General features: G+C 64.6%; 20 protein-coding genes. 2 read left to right on the forward strand and 18 right to left on the reverse strand.

The features are described from left to right. Positions 1–10 precede the first annotated feature (10 nt). Together N0B71_RS26895 and N0B71_RS26900 are read right to left on the reverse strand one after the other, a co-directional pair. The gene (locus N0B71_RS26895; RefSeq protein ID WP_259756095.1) at positions 11–979 is read right to left on the reverse strand and encodes a GTP 3',8-cyclase MoaA; all 969 of its coding nucleotides are present in this window, start codon (positions 977–979) and stop codon (positions 11–13) included. A gap of 94 nt (positions 980–1,073) precedes the next feature. After that, positions 1,074–1,712, reverse strand: coding sequence for a TetR/AcrR family transcriptional regulator (locus N0B71_RS26900; RefSeq protein ID WP_045211585.1), 639 nt, complete (start codon positions 1,710–1,712; stop codon positions 1,074–1,076). A gap of 84 nt (positions 1,713–1,796) precedes the next feature. Between N0B71_RS26900 and N0B71_RS26905 the strand changes: the two genes are divergently transcribed. Continuing rightward, complete coding sequence (locus N0B71_RS26905) at positions 1,797–2,930, forward strand: aminotransferase class V-fold PLP-dependent enzyme (RefSeq protein WP_259756097.1); 1,134 nt, start codon at positions 1,797–1,799, stop codon at positions 2,928–2,930. A 264-nt stretch (positions 2,931–3,194) separates the two neighbouring features. On the opposite strand, the gene N0B71_RS26910 is transcribed toward N0B71_RS26905, so the two are convergent. From N0B71_RS26910 to N0B71_RS26970, 13 genes are all read right to left on the reverse strand, one after another. Then, entirely contained in the window at positions 3,195–3,971 is a 777-nt protein-coding gene (locus N0B71_RS26910) for a TatD family hydrolase (protein WP_259756099.1), read from the reverse strand. A gap of 74 nt (positions 3,972–4,045) precedes the next feature. Beyond that, positions 4,046–4,402: a PilZ domain-containing protein gene (locus N0B71_RS26915; RefSeq protein WP_009621447.1), complete on the reverse strand. Its 357-nt coding sequence runs from the start codon at positions 4,400–4,402 to the stop codon at positions 4,046–4,048. A gap of 36 nt (positions 4,403–4,438) precedes the next feature. Then, the gene (locus N0B71_RS26920) at positions 4,439–5,425 is read right to left on the reverse strand and encodes a DNA polymerase III subunit delta' (protein WP_259756101.1); all 987 of its coding nucleotides are present in this window, start codon (positions 5,423–5,425) and stop codon (positions 4,439–4,441) included. Next, positions 5,418–6,050, reverse strand: a complete 633-nt coding sequence (gene tmk, locus N0B71_RS26925; RefSeq protein WP_259759685.1) for a dTMP kinase — start codon at positions 6,048–6,050, stop codon at positions 5,418–5,420. The genes N0B71_RS26920 and tmk overlap by 8 nt, the downstream gene beginning before the upstream one ends. A gap of 5 nt (positions 6,051–6,055) precedes the next feature. Then, positions 6,056–7,162, reverse strand: a complete 1,107-nt coding sequence (mltG, locus tag N0B71_RS26930) for an endolytic transglycosylase MltG (protein ID WP_259759686.1) — start codon at positions 7,160–7,162, stop codon at positions 6,056–6,058. A 6-nt stretch (positions 7,163–7,168) separates the two neighbouring features. After that, positions 7,169–7,984 carry an aminodeoxychorismate lyase gene (gene pabC, locus N0B71_RS26935; RefSeq protein WP_259756104.1) on the reverse strand — a complete coding sequence of 272 codons (816 nt, stop codon included), beginning with the start codon at positions 7,982–7,984 and terminating at the stop codon, positions 7,169–7,171. After that, positions 7,984–9,228, reverse strand: a complete 1,245-nt coding sequence (gene fabF, locus N0B71_RS26940) for a beta-ketoacyl-ACP synthase II (RefSeq protein WP_259756105.1) — start codon at positions 9,226–9,228, stop codon at positions 7,984–7,986. Before fabF ends, pabC begins: the two co-directional genes overlap by 1 nt. Before the next feature lie 118 nt (positions 9,229–9,346). Next, positions 9,347–9,583: an acyl carrier protein gene (gene acpP / locus N0B71_RS26945; protein ID WP_015477931.1), complete on the reverse strand. Its 237-nt coding sequence runs from the start codon at positions 9,581–9,583 to the stop codon at positions 9,347–9,349. A 190-nt stretch (positions 9,584–9,773) separates the two neighbouring features. Then, positions 9,774–10,517, reverse strand: a complete 744-nt coding sequence (gene fabG / locus N0B71_RS26950; RefSeq protein ID WP_037014455.1) for a 3-oxoacyl-ACP reductase FabG — start codon at positions 10,515–10,517, stop codon at positions 9,774–9,776. 14 nt (positions 10,518–10,531) lie between these two features. Beyond that, on the reverse strand, positions 10,532–11,470 hold the full coding sequence (fabD, locus tag N0B71_RS26955; protein WP_259756110.1) for an ACP S-malonyltransferase: 939 nt from the start codon (positions 11,468–11,470) through the stop codon (positions 10,532–10,534). A gap of 102 nt (positions 11,471–11,572) precedes the next feature. Further along, positions 11,573–12,580 (reverse strand): phosphate acyltransferase PlsX, encoded by a 1,008-nt coding sequence (gene plsX / locus N0B71_RS26960; RefSeq protein ID WP_442964635.1) that lies wholly within the window; start codon positions 12,578–12,580, stop codon positions 11,573–11,575. A gap of 3 nt (positions 12,581–12,583) precedes the next feature. Next, on the reverse strand, positions 12,584–12,766 hold the full coding sequence (gene rpmF / locus N0B71_RS26965) for a 50S ribosomal protein L32 (protein WP_009621425.1): 183 nt from the start codon (positions 12,764–12,766) through the stop codon (positions 12,584–12,586). Positions 12,767–12,779: 13 nt separating this feature from the next. After that, positions 12,780–13,310, reverse strand: coding sequence for a YceD family protein (locus tag N0B71_RS26970; protein WP_259756113.1), 531 nt, complete (start codon positions 13,308–13,310; stop codon positions 12,780–12,782). 112 nt (positions 13,311–13,422) lie between these two features. Here N0B71_RS26970 and N0B71_RS26975 point away from each other — a divergent pair, with 112 nt between their 5' ends. Further along, complete coding sequence (locus N0B71_RS26975) at positions 13,423–14,001, forward strand: Maf family protein (protein WP_259756115.1); 579 nt, start codon at positions 13,423–13,425, stop codon at positions 13,999–14,001. Between the two features lie 81 nt (positions 14,002–14,082). Here N0B71_RS26975 and sppA read toward each other — a convergent pair whose 3' ends face one another. Genes sppA through rluC form a run of 3 tightly spaced genes read right to left on the reverse strand, consistent with a single transcriptional unit; the run spans position 14,083 to position 16,713 of the window. Beyond that, positions 14,083–15,078 (reverse strand): signal peptide peptidase SppA, encoded by a 996-nt coding sequence (gene sppA / locus N0B71_RS26980; protein WP_259756117.1) that lies wholly within the window; start codon positions 15,076–15,078, stop codon positions 14,083–14,085. Further along, positions 15,078–15,764: an HAD-IIIA family hydrolase gene (locus N0B71_RS26985; protein ID WP_259756119.1), complete on the reverse strand. Its 687-nt coding sequence runs from the start codon at positions 15,762–15,764 to the stop codon at positions 15,078–15,080. The genes sppA and N0B71_RS26985 overlap by 1 nt, the downstream gene beginning before the upstream one ends. Continuing rightward, positions 15,757–16,713, reverse strand: coding sequence for a 23S rRNA pseudouridine(955/2504/2580) synthase RluC (gene rluC, locus N0B71_RS26990; RefSeq protein ID WP_259756121.1), 957 nt, complete (start codon positions 16,711–16,713; stop codon positions 15,757–15,759). Before rluC ends, N0B71_RS26985 begins: the two co-directional genes overlap by 8 nt. Positions 16,714–17,119 lie beyond the last annotated feature (406 nt).

The following is a 17,119-nucleotide window of genomic DNA, read 5'->3' on the forward strand; positions in this document are numbered from 1 at the left end:
GGGGGCGATCTCAGCCGCCGATGATCTTCATGATGGTGACGCCGCCGGAGAAGGCAACCTCCTGCTTGTCCGCCAGGGCGCGTACCAGCAACCGCTGCAGCGCCGGGAGCGCCTGATGGCGCGGCTTGTCCAGCAGGTCGCCGACGTAGTGGCGGTTGCTCGACGACAGGCAGCCGTGCAGCCAGCCGGTGGACGACAGGCGCAGCCGCGAACAGGTCCGGCAGAACGGTACGCTCTCGTTGGCGATCACGCCGAAGAAGCCCTGCCCCGGCACTTCATAGCGAATGGCAGTGGCATCCACCGGTGCGTTGGCCTGGATATAGGGATGCCGCTCGCCGATCCGCTCCAGCAGTTCCTGGAGGCTGACGAACTGCTGGTGGAAAGCGTTCGCATCGTGGGCCAGGTGGCCCATGCGCATCAGCTCGATGAACCGCAACTCGAAGCCGTGCTCCAGGCAGTAGTCCAGCAGCGGCACCACCTGGTCGAGGTTCTGACCACGCAGCGGCACCATGTTCAGCTTGATCTTCAGGCCCGCGGCACAGGCCTCGTCGAGCCCCTTGAGCACGGTGGCGAGGTCGCCGCCACGGGCGATGCGCCGGAAGGCATCGGCATCCAGGGTATCGAGGGAGACATTCAGGCGGCGGATGCCGCAGTCCAGCAGCAGCGGCAGCTTTTTCGACAACAGCTGGCCGTTGGTGGTGATGGCGATGTCCTGCAGACCGAGCCGGCTGACGCCCTGCAGGAAGGCATCCAGTTTCGGGCTCACCAGCGGCTCGCCGCCGGTGACCCGCAGGCGCTCGATGCCGGCGGCCTCCATGAGATAGGCGACGCCGCGCACCAGCGAATCGGCCGGCAGCTCGTCCTGCGCGGCGACCAGGCGCTTGCCGTCCGGCACGCAGTAGGTGCAGGCGTAGTTGCAGGCGGCGGTCAGGCTGACGCGCAGGTTGCGAAAGCGCCTGCCCTGGCGGTCGACAATCATGCTGGGCTCCGGTGGAGATTACTCATACCAGTATATCCCCACCCGCACCCCGGGCCCTGTCGTGTTCACGACGATGGGCCCCCTGAATGGCGACTCAGGCGGCCGGTGTATCGCCGTCGCGCTTGCGCTTGTTGCCCATGCGCACGCCGATGTCCATGAGGAACTGGAAGAAGCCCTCCTGGTCCTCCAGCACTTCGCGCCAGAACGGCGAGTGGTACAGCGCCACGGCGCCGTGCACCAGTGCCCAGGCCGCGCAGTAGTGGAAGTAGGCCGGCACATCTTCCAGCTTGCCCGCCGCAATGCGTTCCTTGATCAGCTGGCTCAGGCGCTCGAAGTTGGATTCGCGGATCTTGTGCAGTTCCTCGACCATCTCCGGGACCTGGCTGGTCTTCACCACCTTTTCTTCCAGGCGGTCGAACAGGCGGTAGCGCTGCGGGTCGCGCATGCGGAACTCGAAGTAGGCGCGCGACAGGCGCTCCTTGTCGCGGGCGACGTCTTCGGAGTGGAACAGGTCGGCCAGATCGCGCTCGTAATCCAGCATCAGGCGCAGGTAGATTTCCGCCTTGGATTTGAAGTGCTTGTAAATCGTGCCTTTGCCGATGCCCACCGCATCGGCGATCATTTCGACCGTGACACTGTCTTCGCCCTGTTCGAGGAACAGCTTGAGGGCGGTGTCGAGGATTTCCTGTTCGCGACGACGGAATTCGCGAACCTTGCGCGGCTCTTTCTGCATAAAAAGACTGTTCGGTCAAAAATAGTCAAAATTCGAAGCCGCGTATTATGCCTATTCAGCGCCAAATTGCACGGATCATCCGACATGATTAGCTTTTCTTCCGAGTTTCCCCAACACAGCGGCCTGCGCTACCTGAACCATGCCGCCGTCGCCCCCTGGCCCAAGCGCGCGGCAGACGCTGTCGCCGCGTTCGCCCAGGAGAATATCCAGCAGGGCGCCCGCGACTACCCTCAGTGGCTGACCCTCGAGAAACGCCTGCGCGAGCGTCTGATGCGCCTGGTGAACGCCCAGAGCACGGGCGACATCGCGCTCGTGAAGAACACCTCCGAGGCCCTGTCGTTCGTCGCCTTCGGCCTGGACTGGCGCGCCGGCGACCAGGTGGTGATCAGCAACCAGGAGTTCCCCTCCAACCGCGTCGTCTGGGAAGCGCTGAAGCCGCGCGGCGTGGAAGTCATCCAGGTCAGCCTGGAAGGAGCCGACCCCGAGGGCAACCTGCTGGCCGCCTGCACGCCCCGCACGCGCCTGATGTCCGTCAGCGCCGTGCAATACGCCAGCGGGCTGCGCCTGGACCTGGAGCGCCTGGGCGCCGGTTGCCGCCAGCGTGGCGTGCTGTATTGCATCGACGCCATCCAGCAGTTGGGCGCCCTGCCCTTCGACGTCCAGGCGTACGACTGTGCCTTCGCCATGGCCGATGGCCACAAGTGGATGCTCGGCCCGGAGGGCCTGGGTGTGTTCTATTGCCGCGCCGCCGAGCGCGAACAACTCGCGCTGCAGGAGTATGGCTGGCATATGCTGGAAAACGCCGGCAACTACGACCTGGCCGACTGGCAGCCGGCACGCAGCGCGCGGCGTTTCGAATGCGGCAGCCCGAACATGCTCGGCGCCGTGGCGCTGGAAGCCAGCCTGAGCCTGCTGGAAGAGGTCGGCATGGCAACGGTGGGTGAACTGGTGCAGGCACGCGTACAGCAGTTGCAGGACGGCCTGGCCCGCATCGGCGGCGCTTCGCTGCACAGCCCGCTGGACCCGGTGCGGCGCGCCGGCATCCTGACCTTCAGCCTGGCCGGCTGGGACAACGCCCGACTGCTGGAGCGCCTGCGCGCCGAGCAGGTGGTGTGCATCCAGCGCGGCGCGGGCATCCGCTTCTCACCGCACTTCTACACCAGCGAGACGCTGATCGAGGAAACCCTGGCGCTGATCGGGGCTTTGGCGGGGCAATAACCCCGATGCGGCCGAGAAAGCTGCTCAGCCCGGTGTGATGTATTCCAAATCCGTTTAAAAAACACCGGGCACCCTGTGGCAGCCGCCGCATCTTGACCAATACTTGTAGATACCGGTGCGCGGCATCTCCCCCCAAGTGCCCCGCCGGTAAAGGTACCGAGGATCGCGTACCTTATTGTTACACTCCTAATGGTCTTGACCCGGATTCATCCCCCAGAACCCGGGTTTTTTTTGCGCGCAGGAAAAGTATCCGCACCGACACCATCAGGTAGCGAGGGGGAACAGCCGGCGGAAGTTGGCGGTGGTCTGCTCGGCCAGGGTCTCGAAACTCACACCGCGCAGCACCGCCAGGTATTCCGCGACCTCGCGCACGTACTCGGGCAGGTTCGGCTTGCCGCGGTGCGGCACCGGCGCGAGATAGGGCGAATCGGTTTCCACCAGCAGGCGATCCACCGGCACCTGGCGCGCCACCTCGCGCAGTTGTTCGGCATTGCGGAAGGTGACGATGCCCGACAGCGAGATGTAGAAGCCGATATCCAGCGCCGCCTTGGCCATTTCCCAGTCCTCGGTGAAGCAGTGCAGCACGCCGGCCTGCGGCAACGCGGCCTCGCGCAGCAGCGCCAGGGTATCGGCGCGGGCCTCGCGGGTATGCACGATGACCGGCTTGCCGGTGAGCCTGGCGGCCTCCAGGTGCAGGCGGAAGGCCTCCTGCTGCAGCTCGGCGGCTTCGGGCTCGTAGTGATAGTCCAGGCCGGTCTCACCAATGGCCACCACGCGCGGGTGGTTCAGCTCGCCCAGCAGCCAGTCCAGCGCCGGTGCCGCTCCCGGCTCCAGATCCAGCGGATGGACGCCCACCGAGCAGTGCACGTCGGCGTAGCGCTCGGCCAGATCCTTCACTGCCCTGGCGTTGTCCGCACTCACGCCGATGCACAGGAACTGGCTGACGCCGCGCGCGCGGGCGGCATCCAGTGCAGCATCCAGCGACCCGTCATGGGCGGCGAGATCGAGGCGATCGAGGTGGCAGTGGGAATCAACCAGCATGAAAACACTCTCCGGAAAATGACGAAGCGCCCGATTGGGCGCTTCGTGTCTGCAGACGGTAAGGCCTGCCAATTCTACATGGTGTGGGTCGGACGGTCCGACTTCAGCGCGCCGGCAAGGTAGGTCTCGATCTTGTTGCGCGCGGTGTTGTCGCCATCGTTGAACTGCACGCCGATACCCGCGGCGCGGTTGCCCTGGGCGCCCTTGGGGGTGATCCAGACCACCTTGCCGGCCACCGGGATCTTCTCCGGCTCGTCCATCAGGTTGAGCAGCATGAAGACCTCATCGCCCAGCTTGTAGGTCTTGTTGGTCGGAATGAACAGCCCACCGTTGCGGATGAACGGCATGTAGGCAGCATACAGCACGGACTTGTCCTTGATGGTCAGGGACAGGATTCCGTTACGCGGACCCAGATTAGGTGGCAAGCTCATTCAGCTATCCTGGCAGTATTTTCCGATGGCCGGATTCTAGCCCGGCCCGGGGAGACTTGCCCACTGTACGAGCAGTGCTTCGAGAAGCAAGGCACGGTTAAGGTTGGCTTTGTTGAGGACCTTTTGCCGTTGCATCAGCAACCAGTCCTGCATGGCCAGCACCTTGGGCTGAGTCGATTTTTCGGCGAGATACTGTACGACCTTGCGCATGTCGGTCAGGCCCAGGCCGTCCTCGTCACGCGCCAACTGGTAGCGCAGGATCAGCAGCGCCCAGTCGCAGAACCAGTCGAACAACAGCGGCAAGGGTACGCCGTTCCAGCTTTCGGCCAACTGACCTGGGGCAACCTGCTGCTTGAGCAGCTTCTTCACGCCCTCCACCACCTGCGCGCGCTGCTCGCGTACGCCCTGGCCATGCAGGCGCAGCGCGGTCAGCGGCGAGCCGCCGGCCAGCACCAGCAATTCGTCCAGCGCGTCGGACGACTCATCCGGCAAAGACGCTGCCAGCCAGGTGCGCGCCTGCTCGGCGGTCGGCTGCGGGCACGCCTGCTGCACGCAGCGGCTCTTGATGGTCGGCAGCAGCCGGCTGGGCTGGTGGCTGATGAGCAGCAGCACGGTATCGCCAGAGGGCTCTTCGAGGCTTTTCAGCAGCGCGTTGGCGGCATTGAGGTTCATCGCCTCGGCGGGCTCCAGCAGGACCACCTTGCGCCCGCCCAGCTGTGCGGTCTGCACCACGAATTCGACCAGTTCACGCACCTGGTCGACGCGAATCGGTTTCTCCGGCTCTTCCGGCTCCAGCAGGAAAAAATCGGGGTGGGTGCCGGCGGCCAGCAGCTGGCAGGCCTTGCACTGCCCGCACGCCTTGCCGCCCTCGGGGCGCTGGCAGAGCAGCAGATGCACGAGATTCTCCGCCAGCACGCGCTTGCCGATACCGGCCGGCCCGTGCAGCAGATAGGCATGGGCGTGGCGCGGGCGGCTGCTGAGCTGTTGCCAAAGACCCTGCTGCCAGGGATAGATGTCAGCCATTCAGGCGCTCCAGCAGGGTCGGCAGCAGGCCGTCGAGGTCGCGTTGCACCGCGGCCAGCGACTGGGCGGCATCGAGCACGTGGTAGCGCGTCGGTTCGGCACGGGCGCGACCCAGGTAGGTAGCGCGCACCGCCTCGAAGAAGGCGCGGCCTTCCTGCTCGAAACGGTCCAGCCGGCCACGGGCCGCCGCGCGGGACAGGCCGATCTCCACCGGCAGGTCGAAGACCAGCGTCAGGTCCGGACGCAGGTCGCCCTGGACGAAGCTTTCCAGCTGGGCAATGCGCTCCACTGGCAGGCCACGACCGCCGCCCTGGTAGGCGTAGGTCGCATCGGTAAAGCGGTCACAGAGCACCACGGCGCCGCGCGCCAGGGCCGGGCGGATTACCTGGGCGATGTGCTGCGCGCGTGCGGCGAAGACCAGCAGCAACTCGGTATCCACGGCCATCGGCTCATCGCTCGGGTCCAGCAGCAGCTCGCGAATGCGCTCGGCCAGCGGTGTGCCGCCGGGTTCGCGGGTCAGCTGGACTTCGATGCCGCGCTCGCGCAGGCGCTCGGCCAGGTACTCGCGATTGGTGCTCTTGCCCGCGCCTTCGGGGCCTTCCAGGGTGATGAACAGGCCGGTCACTCGGCTCACTCCTTGTCTTGCGGCGCCGACGGTGCGTCGGCGGCGGGGGCGTCCGGTGCCGGCATGGGCGCCGGCAGCGGAATGGGCGCCGGGCTGGAACGGTAGTCGGCGCGGCGCTTGATCTGGAACTCCTGGACGGCCTTGTTGTGGTCGTCGAGGTTGTCGGAAAAGGTGTGGCTGCCATCGCCGCGGGCGACGAAGTACAGGCTCTGCCCCTCAACGGGGTTGAGCGCGGCATGGATCGCCTCGCGGCCGGGCAGCGCGATGGGCGTCGGCGGCAGGCCGGCGACCACGTAGGTGTTGTAGGGGGTCGGCGTGCGCAGGTCGGCGCGGGTGATCTTGCCGGCGTAGCGCTCGCCCATGCCGTAGATGACGGTCGGGTCGGTCTGCAGCAGCATGTTCTTCTGCAGGCGGCGCACGAAGACGCCGGCAATCTGCCCGCGCTCCTGGGGTACGCCGGTTTCCTTCTCCACCAGCGAGGCCATGATCAGGGCCTGGTAGGAGTCCTTGTAGGGCAGGTCCTGGGCGCGCTTGTCCCATTCCTCGGCGAGGATGGTGTCCATGCGCTGGAAGGCGTGCTTGAGGATGTCGACATCCTTGGTGCCGCGGACGAAGCGGTAGGTATCGGGGAAGAAGCGGCCTTCGGGGAAGACGCCCGGCTTGCCCAGCCTGGCCATGACGTCGGCGTCGCTCAAGCCGTTCAGCGTCTGGTCCAGCTTGGGCTGGCGAGCGAGCAGTTCGCGCACCTGGCGGAAGTTCCAGCCTTCGACCAGGGTCAGGCCGTACTGCACCACGTCGCCTTCGCGCCACAGGTCGAGCAACTGGGCGGCGGTCATGCCGGGCGTCAGGCGGTACTCCCCGCTGTGCAGCGCCTCGCCAGCCAGGTTGAAGCGCCAGTAGAGACGCAGCCAGAAACCACCATGCAGGACGTCTTCATCCTCCAGGCGGGTCAGCAGGCGGCCCGGGGTGGCGCCGCTGGGAGCGTCCAGCAGACGCTCTTCGGTGAGCTGGAGCGGTTGCTGCAGCGCACGGTGCTGCTCCCAGGCCGCCAGGCCCAGCATGAGCCCGGCCAGCAGCAGGCCGCCTTCCAGCAGCACCAGCAATTTGCGCATCACGTATCAGGAATCCAGAAGTTCGCGGAGTTGGCCCTGCAGTTTACGGGTCAGCGGCCCGACCGGCCAAGCGAACTCGGCCACGCCGCGCACCGGCCAGATACCGTAGAGACTGTTGCACAAAAAGACCTCATCGGCCTGCGCCAGTTCGCCGTGCTCGATATCGCGGACGATGACCGGCCAACCCAGGTCGCGCGCGCGTTCGATGATCTCCGCGCGCATCACCCCGGCGACGCCGCAGCGGCTGAGTTCGGCGGTGAGCAACTCGCCCTGCTTCACCAGGAACAGGTTGCTGAACACGCCCTCGACGATGCGCCCGGACACATCGCGCATCAAACCTTCGGCGAAGGCCGGGTCGCTCCATTCGGCGCGGGCCAGCACCTGCTCCAGGCGATTGAGGTGCTTGAGGCCGGCGAGCAAGGGTTGTTCGGCCAGCCGTGTGGCGCAGGGAAAGAGCGTGACGCCCTCCTCGCGGTTCGTCGCCGGGTAGGCCGGCGCGGGCGAGGCCAGCAGCAGTCGGCGCACCTGTGCGTCGGCCTGCGGCGCATAACCACGCGCGCCTTCGCCACGGGTCAGCATCAACTTGGCGACGCCGTCGCCGAGCAAGGCAGAGAAGCGCAGGAGTTCGTCTTCGACGAGATCGAGAGAGACTGGCAGGCGGAGACGGCGGACGCCCTCCTCCAGCCTGGCCCGATGGCGGGCCAGCAGGCGCGGACGGCCTGCGGACACGCGGATGGTCTCGAACAGCCCGTCGCCGTAGGCCAGCCCGCGATCACGCGCGGACAGGGCCTCGGCGCTCTGGCCGTCGATCCAGCTCAGCATCAGTCGTGGAACCGGCGGAACACCAGGGAGCCGTTGGTGCCACCAAAGCCGAAGGAGTTGGACAGGGCGACGTCGATCGGACGTTCCTTGGCCTGATGGGCGACCAGGTCGAGGTCGCAGCCTTCGCTGGGGTTGTCCAGGTTGATGGTCGGCGGGGCCACCTGATCACGCAGGGCGAGCACGCTGAAGATCGCCTCGACCGCACCGGCCGCGCCCAGCAGGTGGCCGGTCATGGACTTGGTGGAACTCATCGACAGCTGGTAGGCGTGGTCGCCGAAGATCGACTTCACCGCGGAGATTTCCGCGATGTCGCCGGCCGGCGTCGAGGTGCCGTGGGCGTTGATGTAGTCGACCTGCTCGGGGTTCAGCCCGGCATCGCGCAGCGCCGCCTTCATGCAGCGTGCAGCACCGGCGCCGTCTTCCGGCGGAGCGGTCATGTGGAAGGCGTCGCCGCTCATGCCAAAGCCGACGATTTCCGCATAGATGCGGGCGCCACGGGCCTTGGCGTGCTCCAGCTCTTCGAGCACCAACGCACCGGCGCCGTCGGACAGCACGAAGCCGTCGCGGTCCTGATCCCACGGGCGACTGGCCTTGGTCGGCTCGTCGTTGCGGGTGGACAGCGCGCGCGCGGCACCGAAGCCGCCCAGGCCCAGGCCACAGGCCGCCATTTCGGAACCGCCGGCCACCATCACGTCAGCGTCGCCGTAGGCGATGTTGCGCGCGGCCATGCCGATGTTGTGGGTGCCGGTGGTGCACGCCGTGGTGATGGCGTAGTTGGGGCCCTGCAGACCGAGGTTGATCGACAGGAACCCGGAAACCATGTTAATGACCGAGCCGGGCACGAAGAACGGCGAGATGCGCCGCGGGCCCTGCTCGAACAGCGAACGACAGGTGTTCTCGATGTTGGTGAGGCCACCGATACCGGAACCGATGGCAACGCCGATGCGCTCCCGGTTGGCGTCGGTGACTTCCAGGCCGGAATCGCGCACCGCCTGGTAGCTGGCGGCCAGGCCGTACTGGATGAACAGGTCGAGTTTGCGAGCTTCCTTGGCGGACATGTATTGCTCGACGTCGAACCCTTTCACCGAGCCGCCGAAACGGGTGGCAAAGGCGGACAGGTCCATGTGTTCGATCGGGGCGATACCGCTGCGCCCGGCGAGAATGCCTTCCCAACTGCTCGGCACATCCACACCCAGGGGCGACAACATTCCCATGCCAGTGATGACTACGCGTCTACGCGACACTGTGACTTCCTCTCATGTGTTTCACGGCAATAACGCCGGCAGATGCCGGCGTTAAAGAAAAGCCGCACGCCTTTGCAGGCCGTGCGGCTTCTTTCGTCGGGGAACCGACGACTACGTCTTATGCCTGGTGGGCAACGATGTAGTCGATGGCTTCCTGAACGGTGGTGATCTTCTCGGCTTGCTCGTCGGGGATTTCGGTCTCGAATTCCTCTTCCAGAGCCATCACCAGCTCAACGGTGTCAAGGGAGTCGGCGCCCAGGTCTTCGACGAAGGAAGCGCTGTTGGTAACTTCTTCTTCCTTAACGCCGAGTTGCTCAGCAACGATCTTCTTGACGCGTTCTTCGATGGTGCTCATACCTTGTTTTCACTCCTATGGACAATCCGTACAGCTGGGCTGCGGGTAAGTGTATAGAAAGGGTTTTCTGCATTTCAAGCTGAACGCTGACGCCCCTTCCCGGCGACCCAGATGCTCTGTCTATTCCAGCGTGAACGCTTGGAGAATTTTAGACAGCGCTTATGACATCGCCGCGAAGGAACTCGTCACATCAGCTCATGTACATTCCGCCATTCACCGGTACCGTGGCACCCGTAACATAAGCTGCGCCCTCGGAAGCGAGGAATGCTACCACTTTGGCGATCTCTTCGGCTTGTCCCAGTCGACCCAGCGGGATCTGGCCGAGCAGCGCCTCGCGCTGGGCCTCGGGCAACTCGCGGGTCATGTCGGTGTCGATGAAGCCCGGAGCCACCGCGTTGACAGTGATAGCACGGGAACCGACTTCGCGCGCCAGGGCGCGGGTGAAGCCTTCCAGACCGGCCTTGGCGGCCGCGTAGTTGGTCTGGCCGGCGTTGCCCATGGCACCGACGACGGAGCCGATATTGATGATGCGACCCCAACGCGCCTTGGTCATGCCGCGCAGCACGGCTTTCGACAGACGGTAGAGGCTGTTGAGGTTGGTGTTGACGACGTCGAACCACTCGTCGTCTTTCATGCGCATCAGCAGGTTATCGCGGGTGATGCCGGCATTATTGACGACGATGGCCGGTGCACCGGATTCTTTCTGGATAGCTTCGACAACGGCGGTCACGGACTCGTCGTTGGACACGTCCAGGACCATGCCCGAACCCTGGATGCCATTTTCCTTGAGGTACTCGGAAATCTTCTGAGCGCCGGATTCGCTGGTGGCGGTGCCGACCACGGTCGCGCCCATGCGCCCCAGTTCCAGTGCGATGGCCTGACCAATACCACGGCTCGCGCCAGTAACCAGGGCAACCTTACCTTGCAGACTCATGCCTTATCTCCTGTTCACGCCAGGGCCGCGCGGGCTGCGCCGAAGGCGTCCGCGGAGTCCAGGTTGTGGGTGGTCACGCCCTTGGCGCAACGCTTGTTCAAACCAGCCAGCACCTTGCCCGGGCCACATTCGACCAGGTCGGTGACGCCCTTCTCGGCCAGCAGCTGCACGCTCTCGACCCAGCGAACCGGGCTGTACAGCTGGGCCAGCAGGTCGCGCTTGAGCGCAACCAGATCAGCCGGAACCTGGGCAGTGACGTTCTGCACCAGGGCGATCTGCGGCAGCTGCCACTGAACGGCTTCGACAGCCTCGGCGAAACGCTCGGCGGCCGGACGCATCAGCTCGCAGTGCGACGGCACGCTGACCGGCAGCGCAACGGCGCGCTTGGCGCCACGGGCCTTGCAGCCTTCGATGGCGCGCTCGACGGCCTTGGCCGCACCCGCGATCACCACTTGACCGGGCGCGTTGAAATTCACGGCGCTGACCACCTCACCCTGGGCCGCTTCGGCGCAGGCAGCGAGGACGTCAGCATCTTCCAGCCCGAGGATGGCGGCCATGCCGCCCGTGCCGGCCGGCACGGCTTCCTGCATCAGCTGGCCACGGCGCTCCACCAGCTTCACCGCATCGGCGAAGGCCAGGCTGCCGGCGGCAACCAGCGCGGAGTATTCGCCCAGGCTATGGCCGGCGACGTAGGCCGGCTGCACGCCACCTTCGGCCTGCCACAGACGCCACAGGGCGATGGAAGCCGTGAGGATGGCGGGCTGGGTTTTGTCGGTCTGGTTCAGGCGCTCTTCCGGACCTTCCTGCACCAGGGCCCAGAGGTCATAACCAAGAGCGGCGGAAGCTTCGGCAAAGGTATCGCGCACGATGGCGTGCTGGGCGCCCAGCTCGGCAAGCATGCCGAGCGACTGCGAACCTTGGCCGGGAAATACGAAGGCGAGGGATGCGGACATTGCAACAGGTCCCTTTTGTCTGTGTCGTCAAATGGATAACGCCGGCGAGAGCCTGGCGCATTGAACTGACAGTTGGATGACGGTCTGGCGACCGCGGTCACATTAGAGCAGATGTTCCAGCCGCCCATGCAGCCGCTGGGGCAGATTCTCACGCACTTCCAGCAGTGCACGACGCAGGGCGCTCTGGATGCCCTCCTCTTTCGCACTGCCGTGACTCTTCACCACGATGCCCTGCAACCCCAGGAAACTCGCACCATTGTGCTGGGACGGCGTGAGATCGCCGCGCAGGCGGCGCAGGAACGGCATCGCCATCAGGCCGACCGCCTTGGCCGGCAAGCTGGAATTGAACAACGCCTCCAGGCGCGCCGCGACCATGGCCGCCAACCCTTCGCTGGACTTGAGCAGAATATTGCCGACGAACCCATCGCACACCACCACATCGGCCAGGCCGCGATACAGGCCGTCACCTTCGATGTAGCCGATGTAATTCACACCACGCGCCTGCTGCAGCAGGTTCGCTGCCAGCTTCACCTGCTGGTTGCCCTTGATGTCTTCGGTACCGACGTTCAGTAGCGCGACCCGAGGATTGCTCTTGCCCAGCGCTTCCGCCGCCACGGCACCCATGACGGCGAACTGGTAGAGATGCTCGGCACTGCAGTCGACATTCGCCCCCAGGTCGAGCAGGTGGCAATGGCCGGTCTGCGTCGGCACGGCGGTGACCATCGCCGGGCGATCGATGCCGGGAAGCGTCTTGAGCAGGTAGCGGGACAACGCCATCAGCGCGCCGGTATTGCCGGCACTGACGCAGGCGTGGGCCTTGCCATCACGAACCAGTTCGAGGGCAACACGCATGGAGGAATCAGGCTTGCCACGCAGCGCCTGGGACGGACGTTCATCCATCGTGACGACTTCGCTGGCGTGGTGGACGTGAAGACGCTGGCGTTCGGCCGGAGACAGGCCGCGCAGGTGTTCTTCTATCAGAGAGGCTTGGCCGACGAGGACCAGCTGGAGGGAAGCATATTCGGCCAGAAAGGAAATGCAGGCCGGAACAATGCAGTGGGGACCGTAGTCCCCACCCATTGCATCAATCGCGATGATTGGTGCGGACAAAGATTACTCGTCAGAGCCTTTGTCTACGACCTTGCGGCCGCGATAGAAACCGTCCGGGGAGACGTGGTGGCGCAGGTGAACTTCACCGGTGCTCTTTTCCACGGACAGAGCGTTCGCGTCCAGGGCATCGTGCGAACGACGCATGTCACGAGCGGAACGGGATTTTTTGTTCTGCTGAACAGCCATGATTGATTAACTCCTAAACGTTTGGGTCACGCTTCAACTGCGCCAGTACGCTGAACGGATTGGGCCGCTCTTCGACGTTCTCGCTCGGTTCGGGCGCTGTAGCGTATCCCACCGGCTGCTGGCAATCCTCAGGGTCATGGACCGGCACGATGGGCAAGGCGAGCAGCAACTCGTCCTCGGCCAGCGAGGTCAGGTCGATGGGGTCATCCCCCACTTCCAGCGCATCGTAGCCACTGGGCAGATCATCGATCGACTTGCCTTCCGGGATGATGACGTAATCGTACTCACCACCCACATGGAAGTTGGCCGGCTCGAGACAGCGCTGGCATACCATGCTCACCTCGGCGTCGAGTTCGACGTGCATGACCGCCAGCTTCTGCTCATCACGGAAGAAGGAAAACTTCGCGTGAATCTTGCCATCACTGCTGGTCAGTTGCTCGTTGAGACGTGACATCTTGGCGATCGGCAGCTCACCCTCGAGGGTGGCGGCGCGCTCTACCAATTTGCGCGGATCAACGTGAGGTGGTATCGGTCCATTCAACATAAGCGCGCCATTATAGGGATGCACCCGAAGCTGTCAAAGGAAATTAGCCATAAACCGCTGTATGGACAGCCCTTTTCGCTAGAATCGCCGGGACGCTCCGAAGGAATTCCGCATGTTACCCCTGATCCTTGCTTCCAGCTCGCCCTACCGCCGCGAATTGTTGCAGCGCCTGCGCCTGCCATTCGAATGCGCCAGTCCCGACATCGACGAGACCCCGCTACCGGGCGAGCGCGCCGAACAACTGGTGCAACGACTGGCCCAGAGCAAAGCGCGCGCCCTCGCCCACCGCTACCCCGCTCACCTGATCATCGGCTCGGACCAGGCCGCGGTGAATGGCAGCCGGATACTGGGCAAACCCCACGACATCGAGCGCGCCACCGAGCAACTCAAGGACGCCAGCGGCAAGAGCGTCAGCTTTCTCACCGGCCTCTGCCTGCTGAACAGCCAGAGCGGAAACGCCCAGGTCGACTGCGTCCCGTTCACCGTGCATTTCCGCACCCTCGACCCAGCCCGCATTCGCCGCTACCTGGAGGCCGAACAACCCTTCGACTGCGCCGGCAGTTTCAAGGCCGAGGGACTGGGCGTCAGCCTGTTCCGCGCCACCGAAGGCGAAGACGCCACCAGCCTGGTCGGCCTGCCGCTGATCCGCCTGGTGGACATGCTGCTCGCCGAGCAGGTATCCGTCCCCTGATACGAAAGGTCGCAATGAATCGCCCGTAATACAAAGGCCCGGCATTCGCCGGGCCTTTTCTTTCCTTATATAAGGAAGGAGTCAGCGCAGAGCCGGGCCCTGGAACCCCATCCACAGCGCCAGGCGCTCGGCGACACTGGCGCCCAGCTTCTTGGTGAAGCGGTCGAAGGCCGTCTCCTGGACGGTGTAGTCCACGATTTCCTTCTCCTTGATGATCTCCCGCGCCACGTAGCTGGTGCTACCCAGGCCATCGATCAGCCCCAGTTGCAGCGCCTGCTCGCCAGACCAGATCAGGCCGGAGAACAGTTCCGGGTGGTCCTTGTCCTTCAGGCGGTCGCCACGCCCCTTCTTCACGCTGTCGATGAACTGCTTGTGGGTGGTGTCCAGCACCTGCTGCCAGAAGGCAGTCTCATCCGCCTTCGGCGGCTGGAAGGGATCGAGGAAAGCCTTGTGCTCGCCCGAGGTATAGACGCGGCGATCCACGCCCAGTTTTTCCATGGTGCCGACGAAGCCGAACGTTGCCGCCGTCACGCCGATGGAGCCGACCAGGCTGGCCTTGTCCGCGTAGATCTGATCCGCGGCACTGGCGATGTAATAAGCACCGGAAGCCCCCAGGTCACTGATGACCGCGTAAACCTTGATATCCGGATGCTCGCCGCGCAGGCGCTTGATTTCATCGTAGATATAACCCGACTGCACCGGACTGCCGCCCGGGCTGTTGATCCGCAGGACGATACCCTTGGTACCGGCATCCTCGAACGCCGATCGCAGCGCACCCACGACGTTGTCGGCACTGGCGGGCTCGTTGTCCGCGATCATGCCCTTCACCTCGATCATCGCCGTATGGCTGGCGCTGCGCGAGGCCGACTTGGACAGACCACTGAAGGGGCTGAACAGCGCCAGGGCGCCGAACAGGTAAACAAAGGTCAGCAGCTTGAAGAAGATGCCCCAGCGACGCGACCGGCGCTGCTCCTGGACACCGGCCAGCACGGCCTTCTCCAGCAGTTTCCAGCTCTTGTCGTCACCCGCCGTGGTTTGTGCAGCCTTGCTATCGTCCGCCTTCCATTCATCCGACATCAGTTGCCTACCTCGAGCACTGGTTTAACCGAACGCCCGGCCAACCAGGCGCGCAATTCATTGAAATGGTTCACTTCCAGCGTTGGAGCATACTCCCGCAGAATCTCCAGCGACTGCGCACCATAGCCCACCGCCACCGAATCCATGCCGGCGCGGCGCGCCATCTCCAGATCGAACGGCGAATCGCCCACCATCAGCGCATCGCGCGCATCGACCCGGCAATGCTCGAGAATCTCATGCAGCATGCGCGGATCGGGCTTGCTCGCCGATTCATCGGCGGCGCGGGTGATGTCGAAGAAGTCGGTCCAACCCTGCCCCGCCAGTACGCGATCCAGCCCACGACGGTTCTTGCCGGTGGCCACGGCCAATTGGTAGCCCGCCCCCCGAAACTCGGCCATTGCCTCAGCCACTCCCGGGAACAGCGGGGAAGGCTGCACCTCCAGGCTCAGGTAGTGATCGCCATAATCCCGCCGAAAACGCTCCAGCGGCTCGCCGTCTTCCACTTCCGGGTACAGCGTCTGGATCGCCTCCGGCAGCCCCAGGCCGATGATGCCCTTGATCGCTGCTTCGCTACGCTCTGGCAGACCGGAACCGACGGCAGCGACGCGCATCGCCTCGACGATACGACCGATGGAATCCACCAACGTGCCATCCCAATCGAAGATCAGCAGGGAATAGTCACGCATCCAGACGCTCCACGGTGCGCTGCCAGACCTCGTCCACCGGCGCCTCCAGCTCCAGCACCGCGCCGTCGGGCAGCGGCACCCGCAGGTAGGCCGAGTGCAGGAACAGCCGCTTGCCGCCCAGTTCGCGGATTTCGCGGGAGAAGTCTTCGTCGCCGTACTTGGGATCGCCAGCGATGGAGTGGCCGGCGTGCTTGGCGTGCACGCGGATCTGGTGGGTGCGACCAGTGATCGGGCGCGCCTCCACCAGGGTGGCGAAGTCACCGAAGCGGCGCAGTACCTTGAACTCGGTCAGCGCCTCCTTGCCCTCGGGGTTCACTTCCACCACGCGCTCGCCGGAGCGAAGGTTGTTCTTCAGCAGCGGCACGGCGATCTGCTTCTTGGCGGCCGGCCAGTTGCCGCGCACCAGCGCATGGTAGCGCTTGTCCACGATGCGCTCGCCCCGCAGGGCGTCGTGCAGGTGGCGCAGCATGCTGCGCTTCTTGGCGATCATCAGCAGACCGGAGGTGTCACGATCCAGGCGATGCACCAGCTCCAGGTCCTTGCACTCGGGACGCAACTGACGGAAGGCCTCGATCACGCCGTAGTTCAGGCCGCTGCCGCCATGCACGGCGATGCCCGTGGGCTTGTTCACCACGATCAGCGCCTTGTCTTCGAAGACGATGGCGGCTTCCAGGCGCTCCAAAAGACCCTGGGCCAGCGGCACCGGCTCGTCGCGCTCGGCCAGGCGCAGCGGCGGCACGCGCACCACGTCGCCCGCCTGCAGCTTGTACTCGGGCTTGATGCGCCCCTTGTTGACCCGCACCTCACCCTTGCGAAGGATGCGGTAGATCAGGGTCTTGGGCACGCCCTTGAGCTGGGTGCGGAGGAAATTGTCGATTCGTTGGCCGGCATACTCCGGCGCGACTTCAAGCAGCTGGACGCCGGAAGTCGGAGGGGCGGGATTAGTCATCCGGATATAATAACAATTTTTCATTCAATTGAAGCACTTAATCATTGCTGCTATATTCGGGAGGCCGCCAAAAGTGGCCAGGCCTGCGGATGATCGCGTAATCGCCATCCCCAACCGCCTGCAAACACATTGAACGGACACGAGGCAGTCCCCGGAAGCGTTGCAACGGCCCGAGCGATTCTCGCGCCGACAGCGCCTCGAAACCCAGGCCTTCAGACATGACCACGGCAGCCAAGGTCGCCGTGATAAAAGCCAACCCCGCTCCCGGATTCAGCGAGTGGCACCCGGCTCTTAAGGGAAATGTGCAGGGCGGAGATGCACAACTGTCGGATTGCGTTGCGTTCTTGCCTTGAACGCATGCCTTGAACATAGACGCACTTGTCGTCCGCTTCTGACAGTCGATTCC

Origin of the sequence: Pseudomonas sp. GCEP-101, from assembly GCF_025133575.1 — a bacterium.
In the GTDB taxonomy this organism is placed as follows: domain Bacteria; phylum Pseudomonadota; class Gammaproteobacteria; order Pseudomonadales; family Pseudomonadaceae; genus Pseudomonas; species Pseudomonas nitroreducens_B.